At 45.9% G+C, this 15,413-nt stretch carries 7 protein-coding genes; 5 read left to right on the forward strand and 2 right to left on the reverse strand.

Annotated elements, in window-relative coordinates; translation table 11 throughout:
• Positions 1 to 18: 18 nt before the first annotated feature.
• On the reverse strand, positions 19 to 2,727 hold the full coding sequence (gene malT / locus L1D23_RS18055; RefSeq protein ID WP_239869606.1) for an HTH-type transcriptional regulator MalT: 2,709 nt from the start codon (positions 2,725 to 2,727) through the stop codon (positions 19 to 21).
• A 557-nt stretch (positions 2,728 to 3,284) separates the two neighbouring features.
• Between malT and L1D23_RS18060 the strand changes: the two genes are divergently transcribed.
• The 5 genes from L1D23_RS18060 to L1D23_RS18080 all read left to right on the forward strand — a co-directional run bounded on the left by L1D23_RS18060 (position 3,285) and on the right by L1D23_RS18080 (position 13,180).
• Positions 3,285 to 5,738 (forward strand): glycogen/starch/alpha-glucan phosphorylase, encoded by a 2,454-nt coding sequence (locus L1D23_RS18060; RefSeq protein WP_239869609.1) that lies wholly within the window; start codon positions 3,285 to 3,287, stop codon positions 5,736 to 5,738.
• 100 nt (positions 5,739 to 5,838) lie between these two features.
• Positions 5,839 to 8,019, forward strand: coding sequence for a 4-alpha-glucanotransferase (malQ, locus tag L1D23_RS18065; RefSeq protein WP_239869618.1), 2,181 nt, complete (start codon positions 5,839 to 5,841; stop codon positions 8,017 to 8,019).
• A gap of 254 nt (positions 8,020 to 8,273) precedes the next feature.
• Positions 8,274 to 10,454, forward strand: a complete 2,181-nt coding sequence (glgB, locus tag L1D23_RS18070; protein ID WP_239869621.1) for a 1,4-alpha-glucan branching protein GlgB — start codon at positions 8,274 to 8,276, stop codon at positions 10,452 to 10,454.
• Positions 10,455 to 10,652: 198 nt separating this feature from the next.
• Positions 10,653 to 12,011: a DUF1800 domain-containing protein gene (locus tag L1D23_RS18075; RefSeq protein ID WP_239869623.1), complete on the forward strand. Its 1,359-nt coding sequence runs from the start codon at positions 10,653 to 10,655 to the stop codon at positions 12,009 to 12,011.
• A gap of 11 nt (positions 12,012 to 12,022) precedes the next feature.
• Positions 12,023 to 13,180, forward strand: coding sequence for a DUF1501 domain-containing protein (locus L1D23_RS18080; protein WP_239869665.1), 1,158 nt, complete (start codon positions 12,023 to 12,025; stop codon positions 13,178 to 13,180).
• Between the two features lie 137 nt (positions 13,181 to 13,317).
• On the opposite strand, the gene L1D23_RS18085 is transcribed toward L1D23_RS18080, so the two are convergent.
• Positions 13,318 to 15,264 carry a metallophosphoesterase gene (locus L1D23_RS18085; RefSeq protein WP_239869632.1) on the reverse strand — a complete coding sequence of 649 codons (1,947 nt, stop codon included), beginning with the start codon at positions 15,262 to 15,264 and terminating at the stop codon, positions 13,318 to 13,320.
• Between the last annotated feature and the right edge of the window lie 149 nt (positions 15,265 to 15,413).

Below are 15,413 nucleotides of genomic sequence, written 5' to 3' on the forward strand. Positions count from 1 at the left end.
GAGGGCCTAGTACTAGTATCAGTAACCCATTAATTGCAGAAGGTTTTCTGCTGTTTTTATCGCCTCTTTTCGATTCGCGATATTGAGTTTCTGGTACAGGTTACGAATATGAGTTTTGATTGTGGTGCCCGCTACATCCAACTCCTGAGCAATTTGCTCGTTACTAAAGCCAGAATAGATCAGGCCAAGTACCTGCCATTCACGTTGAGTTAGTGGACTGGTGCGAACCAGCTCTGGAATATTCGGATGGTTAACCAGCTTCTCAACAAATTCTTCATCAAAGTGAACCGAGCGGCTACGTTGAGTCGTCGATATGTCCTTAAGCAACTGCTGAGCGCGATGGCGTTCAAGATCACCCAATTCGTTTTTGTTGACCAGCTTTTCGAGAATATGACCGATTTTGCCACCTTCAACGAGGAAGTTACCCAAAATACCCGTCTGATTCGTCAGTTCCAGTGCTTGTTTGAGTAGTAACTTGGCGCGCTCTTCATCTTGTTGTGTGGTCGCCAGTACCGCTTCAACAATCAGGTTACGGTTATTGTCGGTGACCAGACTGTTGTGATTCGCTTGTTCTTGAAGGAATTTAAGCGTTTCAGCCGCTTCATCAAACATACCCAGATTGATTTGTGCACGGGAGATGTTGCGCCACTGGAGTTGAGTAAAATGGTTACACGCTTTTTCTGGGCGAGGTGTGGTTTCTAGCCAATGTTGAATGGCTTCCATATCGCCTCGCGCCTGCCAGAACAGAATCAGAGACAACGAAGCGTTCGCCGTCCAGTCAACATGGTAGGTGGACTGCTTCAGCAGGTGAACAATTTGCTCAATGAACTTGTTGGCTTTGTCTAACTCACCACGCCCAATAGCGATGCGCGCCAGCATAGAGTAGCTATGTAAGTGCTTACTTGGACTGTGATTACCCAGTACATCTAAGCCTTTATATGCGCATTCCTCGGCTTCGTCGAGACGATTCCAACACCAGAAAATCTGTGCACGAATACGTAGCAGGAACTCATGCATTGGAACTTGCTGTAGTTGCTGCTCCTCGATTAGCTTGAAGGCGTTTTCCTGTACTTCAAAGGCAGCCTGTACATAGCCCTGAGCAATGAGAATTTCACTTTGCTGAAGCATCGCCCATAACGCTTGATGGTAAACCTGATACTGGCGAGCCAGCTTTTCGGTTTGCTGCATCATAGGCAGTGCGCGACTCAGATGGCCTAACACGTGGTTCACTTCACCAACAACGGACGTTGCGACAATGCGACTGCGATACACTGTGCTGTCGAGCTGTCCAAGAGACAGTTCAGCCAGCTCCAGTGCCTTTTCTGGTTCGTTCTGGTTAATCGCGACCTGAGCACGTAAGGCGTTAAACTCTCCCTGCTCTTTGGTGCTTAATGTGACGTTGAAGGCTTTCATTTGCTCATCCGCTTTGGATAGCAGGTCACCAACATCGTTATACCTGTGCTGACTTTGCGCTAACCAGGCCTGCAACATGCACAATTTCGGTTCACTATAGAGTTGTTCAGGGGCGAGGGTGTTAATCGCTTTTTCGACAGTTTGAAGCTCGCCGCTGTTGAACATTTTCCAGCCATACTGGCTCAAGATGTCGGCAGTCAGTTGGCGGTTTCCTGCTTTTTGAGCATGACGAAGTGCTTGGTGAGGAGAAGAAAGCTTTAACCATGCTTGAGCCGCAGTCTGATGCAGTTCTTGCTCTTGCTGAGGTATACGAGCAGAGCGCTCGTGAGCGAGAAATTCAGCAAACAAGTTGTGGAAGCGATACCAGTTTTGTTCGCCTTCAAGTGGGTGGATAAATAAGCCGTAGCGGTTGAGTGACTCAATCATGCTGAGAGCGTCATCACGTTTGGTCAAAGTCGATACCAGAGCATCATTAAAGTGATCAAGTACAGAACATTGCAGTAGAAATAAACGTGTTTCTGTATCCAAGAGGTCGAACACTTCTTCAACCAGATAGTCCCACAGGTGAGCGTGATTAAATTGAGAAAAGGATTCAGCAGACTGAGCTAAGGTTTTGTGTTGATGCTGCGCCTGCAGTGCGATTAATTGCAGCGCTGACGGCCAGCCTTCTACATAATTTCGTAAATTGTCGGCAGTCGCGTCGTCAATGCCATCAGCCACTCGTTGATTAAAAAAGCGAGTGGTTTCTTCGGTATCAAATGCTAAAAGGTCATCGCCAATCTCGATCATGAGGTCGCGAACACGCAGGTTTGCAGTCCCTAACGGTGGTGTTGCGCGACTGGTGACGACCAGCGTAAGGTTATCCGGCATGTGCTTGAGGAAAAAACGGAGCGCTTCATGGATGTCATCATTAGAGATAAGGTGGTAATCATCCAAGACCAGATAGCACTCTTGGTGAAAATTGGCGATTTCAGCGAACACTTCACTAAATAGTGAGTGAAGTGAAGAAAACTGGCGCTTTTCAGCCAGTTTCTGAGAATTCGGACAAGCGTTGTGCGTGGCCTTGTTTAATGCTTGGATCAGATAGTTGATAAAGCGGAATGAATCGTTGTCACTCTCATCTATACTGTACCAGCCCGTGTTGGTTTTGTCGGCTAACCACTGTGATGCCATGGTTGTTTTGCCATACCCTGCGGGCGAACGGAAAAGAATGAGTTTATAGCAGGGGGCTTGCTGTAATAAATCGAGAACTCTTGGGCGGACAATTGCGTTGTGTAAACGCCCTGGACGGGTTAATTTCGAAGGAATCCACATCTTCTTTTCCCTGTTCTGAAATACTCTCAAATACCAATCTTTATTCGGAGTATGTTGATTAAAACTTAGTCAATTAGACCTAATGACAGGGATGTTACTTGAGAACAATAGCGACAGTTATTGATCAACCGCCAGATTTTCGCGTATTTCACACTTTCCTCTTATCTACGCCCTTGTTTTGTGATCTAAATCTATTTTAGTAGGATTTATAAGTGCGACTTATACCTTCTTCTGCACCAAAAACTATGTAACTTGCGTGAATTTAGCGCTCAATATGTGATCAGGTGAGCATATTGTTCAAATTATTGAGAATATGGACACCTAAGGTTCATACACCAAGGCTAAGGTGAATTTCGTTGATGGTGTGATCTTTATCACCAGAGCGAAGGTTTGAGCCCAATTGATTTGGGAGTTAGATCACTGAGCTTCTGGTCATACGCCCTCTACGCCCTGCATCCTCCTCCTAATGAGCTGTCGATATAGGAGGATGTTTTGGTTGTCATGTCAATGCACGATATGTCTCAGATGGATTAAAACCGATAAGTGAGATTTCTCTAATGAAACCTACGCAACAGAAAAAATTTGATAAAGCTTTGTTCCAAGAAAGCGTGAAGCAGCATCTATCGACTACTTACGCAAAGACGGAAGCGACTGCGACTCCGCGTGATTGGTACCTCGCGATGGGTCGAGCTTTGGCTGAGCTAACGACATTGGATCTACTAAAAACTGAACAAGACCCAAAGATTCAAAGCGCGAAAAGCGTTAACTACCTTTCTCTAGAATTCCTAATCGGTCGTCTTACAGGTAACAACCTAATCAGCATGGGTCTATACGAGCAGATCACTGATGCGATGGCTGACCTAGGTCATAACTTAACTGATCTACTTGAAGAAGAGCGCGACCCGTCACTAGGTAACGGCGGTCTAGGTCGTCTTGCGGCATGTTTTATGGATTCCTGTGCGGCACAAGAATTCCCAACGGTCGGCTACGGTCTGCACTATGAGTACGGTTTGTTTAAGCAATCATTTGAAGAAGGCCGTCAAAAAGAAGCACCAGACGCATGGCGTGGTGTTGAAGGCTACCCATGGGAAGTCGCTCGTCCAGAATTGGCACAAGAAATTGGTTTCTACGGTCACGTAGAAGTCAGCCACGAGAATGGCAAAGAAATTCGCAAGTGGGTCCCTGGCATGACAGTAAAAGCAATGCCTTGGGATCTGCCAATCGTTGGTTACGAATCAGATACAGTATACCCGCTACGTCTTTGGGAATGTCAGGCGATTGCACCATTCTCACTAGCAAGCTTTAACAACGGTGATTACTTTGAAGCGCAGCACTCGTTAATTGATGCTGGCAACATCACCAAAGTTCTTTACCCGAACGATAACCACGAGAAGGGTAAGACTCTACGCCTAATGCAGCAGTACTTCCACTCAGCGGCATCGGTACGCGATATTCTACGTCGCCATGAAGCCGCAGGTTTTGCACTGGCCGATCTTCCTAAGCAAGAAACTATCCAGCTAAACGATACGCACCCAACCATCGCTATCCCAGAGCTGATGCGCATCTTGATTGATGAGAAAGGTCTATCTTGGGACAAAGCGTGGGAAATCAGTGCAAGCACGTTTGCCTACACCAACCATACGCTACTTCCAGAAGCTCTAGAGACATGGCCAGAGTCGCTCATTCAGCGTCTACTGCCTCGTCACATGGAAATCATTTTCGAAATCAACCACCATTTCCTACAAGACGTACGTAAAATGTGGCCTGGTGATGGTGAGAAACAAGCTAAGCTGTCTATCATCCAAGAAGGTTTCAACCGCATGGTTCGTATGGCAAACCTATGTGTGATTGGTTCTTACAAAGTCAACGGTGTAGCAGCACTTCACTCTGAACTGGTTAAAAAAGATCTGTTCCCTGAGTTTAATGAAATCTTCCCAGGCAAACTGACTAACGTAACAAACGGTATTACGCCACGTCGTTGGTTGAAGTTCTGTAACCCGGGTCTATCTAACTTAATCTCAGACAAGATTGGTACTGAGTGGCCAGCTAAACTTGAACAGCTTGAAGGTATTGCTCAGTTTGCAACCGATGCGAAATTCCAAAAAGAGTTCATGGCCGTTAAGAAGCAAAACAAACAGCGTCTTGCGGATTGGGTTAAAGAGAACATGGGTATCGAGCTAGATACTAATGCTATCTTTGACGTGCAAATCAAGCGTCTGCACGAGTACAAGCGTCAGCACCTAGATCTGCTGCACATCTTGTCTCTATACCACCGTATCATTAACGAACCTGAGTTCGAATGTACGCCACGTGTTTGTTTCTTCGCAGCTAAAGCGGCGCCGGGTTACCACCTAGCGAAAGAGATCATCTTCGCGGTGAACAAGGTTGCTGAGAAGATCAACAACGACCCTCGTATCGGTAATAAGCTGAAAGTGGTATTCATTCCAGATTACCGCGTAAGCATGGCGGAAATCATCATTCCAGCGGCTGACGTTTCTCAACAAATCTCTCTAGCAGGTAAAGAAGCATCAGGTACGGGTAACATGAAAATGGCGCTTAACGGTGCATTGACTATCGGTACTATGGACGGTGCGAACGTTGAAATTCGTGAAGAAGTGGGTGATGAGAACATCTATATCTTTGGTCTAGACGTTGACGGTGTACAAGCGCTTAAAGCACAAGGTTACAACCCTTATGACTACTACCACGCGGACCCACTACTAAAAGCGTCACTTGACCTACTGTTGGGCGAAGAGTTCACCCCAGGTCAACCTGGTCTGTTACGTGCAACGTTTGACAGCTTGCTTGATGGCGGTGACCCGTACTTATGTTTGGCTGACTTTGCTTCTTACGTGCAAGCACATGAAGACATGGGCAAACAATATAAAGATCAAGCGGGTTGGGCTCAGAAAGCCATTCTTAACACGGCCTTGGTTGGTAAGTTTACGTCAGACCGTTCAATTCGAGATTATGTAAACAATATCTGGAAATTAGAAGCGGTTAAGCGCTAATTCCACCGAAATAAGCCAAGGCTATTAAGCCTTGGCTCTCTTAATTACAAATAAATAAAAACCCTACATTTGAAGGTTACTGAATCCTTCGGAGAGAGCGATGAAAGAACAAAACGCATTACAACAAGTCGCTGAAATGGCAAGAATTGCCGACAGCTACGTTAGCGCGTGGGGAGATGAGGCAAAAGTAGACGAAGAAACGATTCGCTACTTATTGACGTCTTTAGGCTACGACACGACGAATGATGATACTCTTCTGCGATCGGCAGAGAAAAAACACAAGAAAGATGTGCTGGATTCAGTGCTGGTGGTCCGTGATGGTGAGCCAGTGGAAGTGGAACTTAATCTTGGCGCAAGTGCTCGTGAAAGCGAGTTCAGCTGGCGTTTAGATACCGAGCAGGGAGAGGTACTTGAAGGCTATCTTCAGTCTCAAATCGTTCGCGATGAACGTAAAGAGGGTGGCCCTTTAGTGTTTACATTACCGAGTGATTTGGCTTGGGGTTACCACAAGCTGACGATCACTCGCAAACGTCGGAAGTCCCCTTATGAGATGACTCTGATTGTCACACCGAGAGCTTGTTACAAACAGGATGACATCGAAAGTGGCAAAAAAATGTGGGGCCCGAGCATTCAGCTTTACACTTTGCGCACACAACATAACTGGGGAATGGGTGACTTTGGTGACCTGAAACAGCTGGTGGCTGATATTGCTTCCCGGGGCGGTGATTTTGTTGGCCTAAACCCAATTCATTCATTATTCCCGGCAAACCCTGAAGGCGCCAGCCCATATAGCCCGTCGTCACGCCGTTGGTTAAATATCCTATACATTGATGTTAGTTCTGTACCTGAGTTTGCATTGAGTATCGAAGCGCAACAGCGTGTTGGCAGTGCTGAATTCCAGCAGCGCTTACAAAAAGCGCGTGAATCGCATTGGGTGAATTACACCGAAGTGGCGGATCTCAAGTTGAGCGTCCTTCCGCTACTGTTTGATGAGTTCAAGAAGCGCCACTTGGATAAGAACACCGAGCGCGCTCAAACTTTCCTAGCGTTTGTTGAAGAAGGGGGCGATAGCCTGATGCATCAGGCTGCATTTGATGCTCTACATGCCTCTTTGCATGCTGAAAATGCTAATGTTTGGGGCTGGCCAGTTTTCCCAGATGAATTCCGCCGTTTTGAAAATACCGCTGTCCAAAAGTTTATTGAACAGAATCTCGATCAGGTTCATCTGTACATGTACCTGCAATGGATTGCGGATATCCAAATTAATGAAGCTCAGGCATTAGCTGAAGAGAAAGGTATGTCTGTCGGCCTATACCGTGATTTAGCGGTTGGTGTGGCTGATTCAGGCGCTGAAACCTGGGCTGATGACGGCAATCTTGTGATGGACGCCAGCATTGGTGCTCCGCCAGATATTCTGGGCCCTCTGGGCCAAAACTGGGGCTTACCGCCGCTTAACCCGCAAGTGCTTCAGGAAACCAGTTACGATGCCTACATCAAACTGCTGCGTGCCAATATGAAGCATTGTGGAGCACTGCGTATTGACCATGTCTTGGGCTTGTTGCGTTTGTGGTGGATACCTAAAGGTGAAAATGCGACCAAAGGTGCGTACATCTACTACCCCGTGGAAGATATGCTAGCGATTCTTGCGCTGGAATCTCATCGTCATCAATGCAGCGTTATTGGTGAAGATTTAGGTACAGTGCCAGATGAAATCGTGGAGATTTTGCGTGATGCAGGTGTTCATTCATACAAAGTGTTCTTCTTCGAAACGTCAGAAGACGACGGTGGTTACATTTCACCAGCTCATTATGCTGAGCAGTCTATGTCTGCGCTATGTACGCATGATATGCCGACTTTACGTGGCTTCTGGCACTGTGATGACTTAAAGATGGGCGAAGAGCTGGGTCTGTACCCAGATCCAGAGCAATTAAAGAACCTGTTCGCAGATCGTTTGGAAAGTAAACAAGGTATTTTGGATTCTGTGGCTTGGCACGGCTACCTTCCGGAAGGTGTGGGCCGAGATGCGCAGTACGTTCCTATGGACTCGTATCTGGCTGAGGCTTTGCAATTGCACGTAGCTGCAGGCTCATCAACATTGCTCAGTGTTCAGTTAGAAGATTGGTTGGAAATGGATAAGCCGGTCAACATTCCAGGCACGGTTGATGAGTATCCAAACTGGCGTCGTAAACTGTCAATGAATTTGGATGAAGTATTTGCTCGTGAAGAGGTAAATCGCATTGCCCATAAGTTGACGGAAGTTCGCGCAAAAGCGAGTAATTAACAGGCTCTTATCGCGGATAACATAGAAAAATATCGACTCTATCACTCTATGTTAAACCGGAATGCGGTAAACTTTTAGATGCTATATTAAGCCCGCATTTTTAGCGGGCTTTTGTTTATAAAAACCAGAAGCTGTTTACGTTGCGCTTCGATTTAAACGCCTGTTAGTCAGCGTTGCCGTCCGCAATGATCCACCTCAAAGATGTAAGCAGACTTTCGGCTATTTTCAGAAAGTTAGGTTAGGGAGAGAATAACTTGAAAGCGGCAACATTAGATAAGAAAACCAGATTGTATAACCAACTTTCGCATGCTTCGTTTGCGGATCCATTTTCTTTTATTGGTCCATATCTTGAACCTAAGCAAGGTGGGTTACGGGTGTGGATGCCCGGTGCGGACAAGGTTGAATTAGTGATTGACGGCGAAGATAGAATCGAGCTTGAACGCGAAGATGCGTCCGGTTTTATCTTGACTCAAGAAAGAGATTTAACTCAAACGCATTATCAGCTTGCTGTTCATTGGTCAGGCTCAGAGCAGATCGTCGATGATCCCTACCAATATCATACTATCTATGCAGAGTATGATGATCTGCATACGCCTAAAGACATGTACCATCACATGGGGTCACAGTTTGTGACTTTAGAGCGTGGTGGTAAACAAATCTCGGGCGTTCGTTTTCTGGTATACGCCCCTCATGCCTCGGCATGTAGTTTGGTGGGTGAGTTTAACCAGTGGGATGGTCGACGAACGCCTATGCAGCGCCTCGATTATGGTATTTGGGGCATCTTTATTCCGAACTTGAAAGAAGGGACTCAGTATAAATTTGAGTTGAAAGGGCCAAATGGTGAAGGCCTACCGCATAAGGCTGACCCTTGGGGAGCGTATGCGGAACAGTATCCTTCCTTTGCATCGGTAACTTATGATCACTCTCGCTACGACTGGCAAGATACTCAGTGGCAAAGCCGACCGGTTACTGAAAAGCGTAAGGAAGCGTTGTCTTTTTACGAGCTTCACGCGGGTTCATGGCGTCGTAATGCTAATGGCGATTTTTTGAATTACCGTGAACTGGCTGATCAGCTTATTCCTTATCTGGTCGATATGGGTTATACCCATGTTGAGTTAATGCCCGTCTCTGAGCATCCATTCTACGGTTCTTGGGGTTATCAGCCTGTGGGGCTATTTGCTCCTACCAGCCGATTTGGTTCGCCGGATGACTTTAAATATTTCGTTGATCAGTGTCACCAAGCTGAAATTGGTGTGGTGCTAGACTGGGTTCCAGCTCATTTCCCTTCCGACGATCACGGACTGGCCAATTTCGACGGTACACCGCTTTTCCATGATCCGGATCCGCGACGAGGTTGGCATCAGGACTGGAATTCCTACATTTACGACTTAGGCCGTGAGCACGTGCGTCGCTTCTTAGTATCTAATGCTCTGTACTGGTTTGAGCAATTCCATATTGATGGTATCCGAGTGGATGCTGTCGCATCGATGCTTTACCTTGATTACTCGCGAAGCCATGATCAGTGGATCCCAAATGTCGATGGTGGCAATGAAAACTATGATGCCATTGCAACGCTAAAATGGATGAATGAGGAAGTGTATAAGTACTTCCCGAATGCGATGACTATTGCGGAAGAATCGACGGCATTCCCAGGGGTTTCTGCTCCAACCTTTATGGGCGGTTTGGGTTTCGGCTTTAAGTGGAATATGGGCTGGATGCATGACTCGCTTTCCTACATCAAAGAAGATCCTGTTCATCGAAAATACCACCACGATACCATCACGTTTCCGCTAGTTTATGCACATAGCGAAAACTATGTTCTTTCTTTGTCACATGATGAAGTGGTGTATGGCAAAGGGTCGATTCACAACAAAATGCCAGGTGACGAATGGCAACAGACGGCGAATTTGCGCGCTTATCTTGGTTACATGTACGGCCAACCGGGTAAGAAGCTCAACTTCATGGGAGCAGAGATTGGTCAGACGGCTGAATGGAATCACGACGATCAACTGCAATGGTTCCTGCTGGAATTCGAACGTCATCAAGGTGTGCAAGCGCTCACTCGCGATCTGAATAAGTTGTATACATCTGAACGTGCGATGCATGAACTGGATTGTGAACCACGTGGTTTCGAATGGCGTTTGCAGGATGCGGCTGAGTCTTCCATTCTTGCCCACGAACGTTTAAGCGATAATGGGGAGCGCATTTTGGTTATTACCAACTTTACCCCTGTTCCTCACGATAAGTTCCGACTGGGTGTGCCATTGGCGGGTGAGTATGAACTGCTGCTTAATACCGATGACCAGTGCTATAAGGGTAGTGGTTATGAGGTGAAACAGTGTGCGGTGACAGAAATGGTTGAGAGTGAAAGCCAGCCACAGTCGTTGTCCCTCAGATTGCCACCATTAGCGACGGTGTTTTACAAGTTGAAGTAAGCTTTGGAAGATGAGCGCAAATACTAGATTTGCGCTCTAAATACTCGGGTGATGGTTTCTTCCCTAATAGATTAGTGAGTGACTGGTATTTTCACTAAAACGAAAAATTGACATTAAGCGGATTGAAACTTGGTAAAACTCATCATTTCCTGACAGAGGCAGAATACTCTTACAGTATGTCGTATCAGGAAGTGCGTTATGAATTATTATCCAAACGAGCAGATCCTTGCAGAACAAAGATTTGGGTTTGGTCCTCAATTAGGAAGACCGACCTCACCACTGGTGCATCAGCTAGAGGGTGTGAGTTATCTTCACCCTAGCATTCAAGCCTTACCAAGTACCAAAGAGATTCTGACTCAACTTGGTGAAAGCCAAGCGCAACGCGCCAAAGTTAAAAATGATGAGGTGAAAAAGCGTGAGCTGCAAGAGCAACTTCAGGCTTTTTATCGTCAGCACTATCGCCAGCAGATCGAAGCTCGGCATCAACAAAGCATTCATACTCCATACGGATTTCAAGAACGCTTAATCCAGTTTTGGAGCAATCATTTCGCCATATCCGTCGACAATCGACGCTTGATGCCACTGGCTTCCAAAATTGAGAACGATGTTGTTCGTCAACACTGGAGTGGTAACTTCAGCGATATGCTCATGGGCGTATCAAAGCACCCAGCGATATTAATGTATTTGGATAATCAGGCATCGACCGGCCCTAACTCCAAGCTTGGCAAACGACGTGGTAAAGGGTTGAATGAGAATCTGGCTCGTGAAATCCTTGAACTTCATACCCTAGGCGTCGATAGCTCTTATACGCAGCAGGACGTGATTGAACTAGCAAAGGCGATTTCTGGTTGGAGCATCAAACTCAAATCACCTGATGTCGGTTTTCGCTTTGTACCGAGCATGCATGAGCCAGGGGCGGTGAAGGTTATGGGCCGCACTTATGCGCAAAAAGGAATAGAACAAGGCGAAGCTTGCCTCCAAGCGTTAGCGCTGCATCCTGATACCGCGCAGCACCTAGCGACTAAATTATGCCAACATTTCTTTGGTCGCTCCTACCCTGAACTTGAGGCGGCAATGGCTAATGCTTATTTAAAATCTGCAGGAGAGCTGCGTCCTGTATACCAAGTGTTGATCGAAAGTGAGCCAGCAGGTTCCGCTGAGCCGATGCGATTTCGTACGCCTAAAGAATGGTTGTTTGCTGTTCTGCGCAGCGCGCAAATTAGTATCAGTGATAAACAAGCGATGAATGTGTTGAATGTGTTAGGGCAGCCGGCATTCAATCCGGGCTCCCCCGCAGGTTGGCCAGACCGAGACAAAGACTACAATAGTCCTTCTGCTCTAACACAGAGGTTACAAGTCGCTAATATGTTGGCGGCCAAAGCGGTCAAGCAGGCTAAAGCGAGTAACATCCAACCGCAAAAAATGGTCGATGACGTGATCTCACAGCTCTATGGCGCCTACCTGGATGAACATACTCAGCTGGTACTGAGTAAAACCAAGAACCCAATGATGCAGCTATCGCTATTTTGGCTCAGTCCGCAGTTTCAGTATCGCTAAGGAGAATCATGATGTCATCCACCTTGCCTAATAGACGCCGCTTCTTGCAAAGTGCTGCTGCACTGAGTATGAGCTCATTGCTACCCATGCCTGTGTTTGCCAAATCACGTTCCGACAACCTGTTTATCTGGATATCTCTGCGTGGTGCGATGGATGGTCTAAATGTGGTGGTGCCTTATGGTGATAAAGCATATGCGTCGCTTAGGCCAACCATTGGGCTCCATGAGGGGCAGTTACTGAACTTAGATGGCTTTTTTGGCCTTCACCCTGCTCTTAAAGCTTGTCACCAGTGGTATCAGGCACGGGAGATCAGTTTTGTTCATGCATGTGCCACTCCTTATCGAGAGCGTTCCCACTTTGATGGTCAGAAGATACTTGAAAATGGCACATTAGATCCCTTCTATGCGGAAGGTTGGCTCAACCGATTGCTAAGTATTGAAAGCCGGAATCAGGCCATTGCCATTGACTCTGGCCTTCCACTTATCATGCAGGGAGAAGCTAGAGTCGACAGTTGGTATCCAAACCGACTGAAAACACGAGAGCGTCAAACGGAGCTACTTGAACAACTGCTTCAATCTGACGCCACCTTGTCGTCTAACTTTGAGAGTATGATGAAAATCGACAAGCTGATGGGGGACGGAGGTGTGGGTAAGCAGTTTCAATCCCTAACGCAGAAGACTGGAGAAATTTTGGCTGATCCAGCAGGGCCTAATATTGCGGCTTTGGAGTTGGGAGGCTGGGATACCCATGCTAATCAAGGCAGTGTTAACGGTAGATTGAGTAATCAGTTGAAGCTATTGGATGCTGGTCTAGCATCTCTAAAACAAGCGCTAGGCAAGCAATGGCAACGGACAGTTGTGATAGCCGCGAGCGAATTTGGCCGTACTGCGCGTGAAAACGGCACCAAGGGGACGGATCATGGTACGGCGAATGTAATGTTCGTGGCTGGTGGGGCAATTAAAGGCGGAGAAGTACTAGGCCATTGGCCAGGGTTGGCGGAAGCTGACTTATATCAAGGGCGTGATCTCAAACCGACCACAGATACACGCTCAGTGATCAAAGGGGTACTGGGCCCACATTTATCGGTTACCTCGAAGAAACTCGAAACCATCTTTCCAGACAGCCAGAAAGCGAAAGCACTGCGATTTGAGTTCGTAGGGATGAGTTAGGAGGAAAGGAAGAGACATCAGATGGAATGGCAAATAGCTATTTTAAAGTGGTAATGTCGATAAGTGATCGAGTTCATATTTGTTAGCTAGAATTAAGACCTGTGTAGTGCTTATTACACAGGTCTTTACTGACATGATTATTGTTTTATCAAAGCTAATTCAGCATCATCATGCAAGATCGTCCAAAAAGCGTGTTTATCGACATCGTAACCAACAATCAACTCACTATCACAATTTGTTCCCGTATTGGGTGGAGTATCCAAGTAGGTATCTTCGTATGGTAAAGTCAACACACAGTCTTTTGATACCATGGGAACCCATTGATTATCTTTATACGTGGCTAAAGCTACCTTATCAACTGTTTGGGATTGAGGTAAGTCGAACTCTACACTGTACGCAACGGCTTTTTGTTGGTTGATATCCCAATCCTTTGTGGCGTTGCTAGGCATTGGCTCGGCAGGTTTATCCCAATCATCATGAGTGGTTTTGACTCCTTCTTCGACTTCAATGTCTAAGCGGCCACCATTGGCATCTTGATAGGTCCCTGTATGGGTTGTCATTCCGGATATAATTAATACATCAGACAGCATGTTTTTGGTAGTGGTGTCATCCCAGCTTAGAGTGATGTGCTTTTTCATATCCATGGAAGTCGGTGGAATTTTAAATTCAGTATTATCAATAATACCTTCTACAGCACGTTCTTTAGCATTAAAATTGGGTGTCCATGGTTCATGATCTTGGTACAAGTAGTTATGCATTCTTGCCCATAGTGCGCTTGGTGTTTTCGCTCGACTTTGTTCATCCCAACCAATTGCTGTTTCAGCATTAATGACTCTATTGAATAATGTATTTTGCCCACCAAGAATACGGGCATGTAGCTGATTTGAGTCAACGCATGGCGTCGTTCTAAAGGAGAAATCATGCCCATCAGGACGAGCATCTCCCGTCTCCATTTTGGCTTCGATTGTGATGGCATCGACAATTTTTTCGCAGCGGTTTGTCGTGCGATCAAATTTATCCATCAGGATCCAGTCCGGTGTTTGTAGCTCTTTAGGTCCTTCACTATTGTTTTTAATGGTGTGAGGTGTAACGAAAGCCTCATAGGTTATGCGTTCACCACTTATGGTGTATTGAGGTGCGTTGACATCAAAATGTTCTGAAGTGTCATCAAAAGTCCCCATTTTCATTTGGATGATGTTTTGGACAAAATCTCGCTCTCCATAGCGAAAGTTGTAGCCTTTATATGATGCGTTGCCAGAAATTACTTGGGTGTAAACAGGAATACGATAGTTACCGCCTGTTGGGGTGGAGCCTTTTGTATCGATCAGATATTCAGGTGCATCAATTGTTGAACGTTGGTATAAATGTTCATGGCCTTGGTTCCAAATAATGTCGTTTTGGAAGAAGAACTCTCTGATTTCATCCCAGCGCTCTTCAAGTAGCTCTCCGCGTACATCGTTTTTGTTCCCTTCAACAATCAGCTCCCGAGTTTGGCCATACTTAGCCCCGATAAGACCATCATGGCTATTGATGAAAATATGTTCAACATCATCTCGGTGTTCAGCCACTACCTGCTTTATCCATTCATAAGCAAAGGCGAGTTCCCAGTAAGAAATCTGAATCATCAATACATTTTCACGTTTTACGTAGTAATTGATCCATTCTTTTTTAGGTTGGTGGACTGCATCTTTGGGAATGAACTCAGACATATAGTCAATCCAATCCACCATGAAACTATACGACTCTTCGTGGTTACCCATAAGAGGTAAGAACTCAAGCCCTTTTTCTTGGTATTCACGCGCGATGCTAGTCCAGCTTTCAAATTCAGATTGATTGCCTTGATCGACTAGATCGCCGACAGCGATCACGACATTTACGCCATTTTCTAGGTGCTTATCCAATACGGCTCTCATAGTATGCTCCGCCACGGTAACACCATCTGCTTGCGTGTCAGGGAGTATACCCACCTTTAATGTACTCTCTTGGGTAAGGTTGTGTTCTGATTCTCGTGTATCGTCGTCTGTATCGAAATCACAGCCAGTTAAAGTATGCGAAATGAGTAAAGCTAATAGGATTTTTTTCATTTTTCATTAACGGTTTATTTAAAAGAGAAAAATCTTATCTAGGAATTATTAAAAAAATATTCTCTTATTATTAAGATAACATAATAATAGATAATGATTATTTTTTGTTTTTGGTTTTACTCTATAAATTATGGTGCATGGCATATATC

It is taken from the genome of Vibrio sp. Isolate24 (assembly GCF_022398215.1).
Lineage (GTDB): Bacteria > Pseudomonadota > Gammaproteobacteria > Enterobacterales > Vibrionaceae > Vibrio > Vibrio coralliilyticus_A.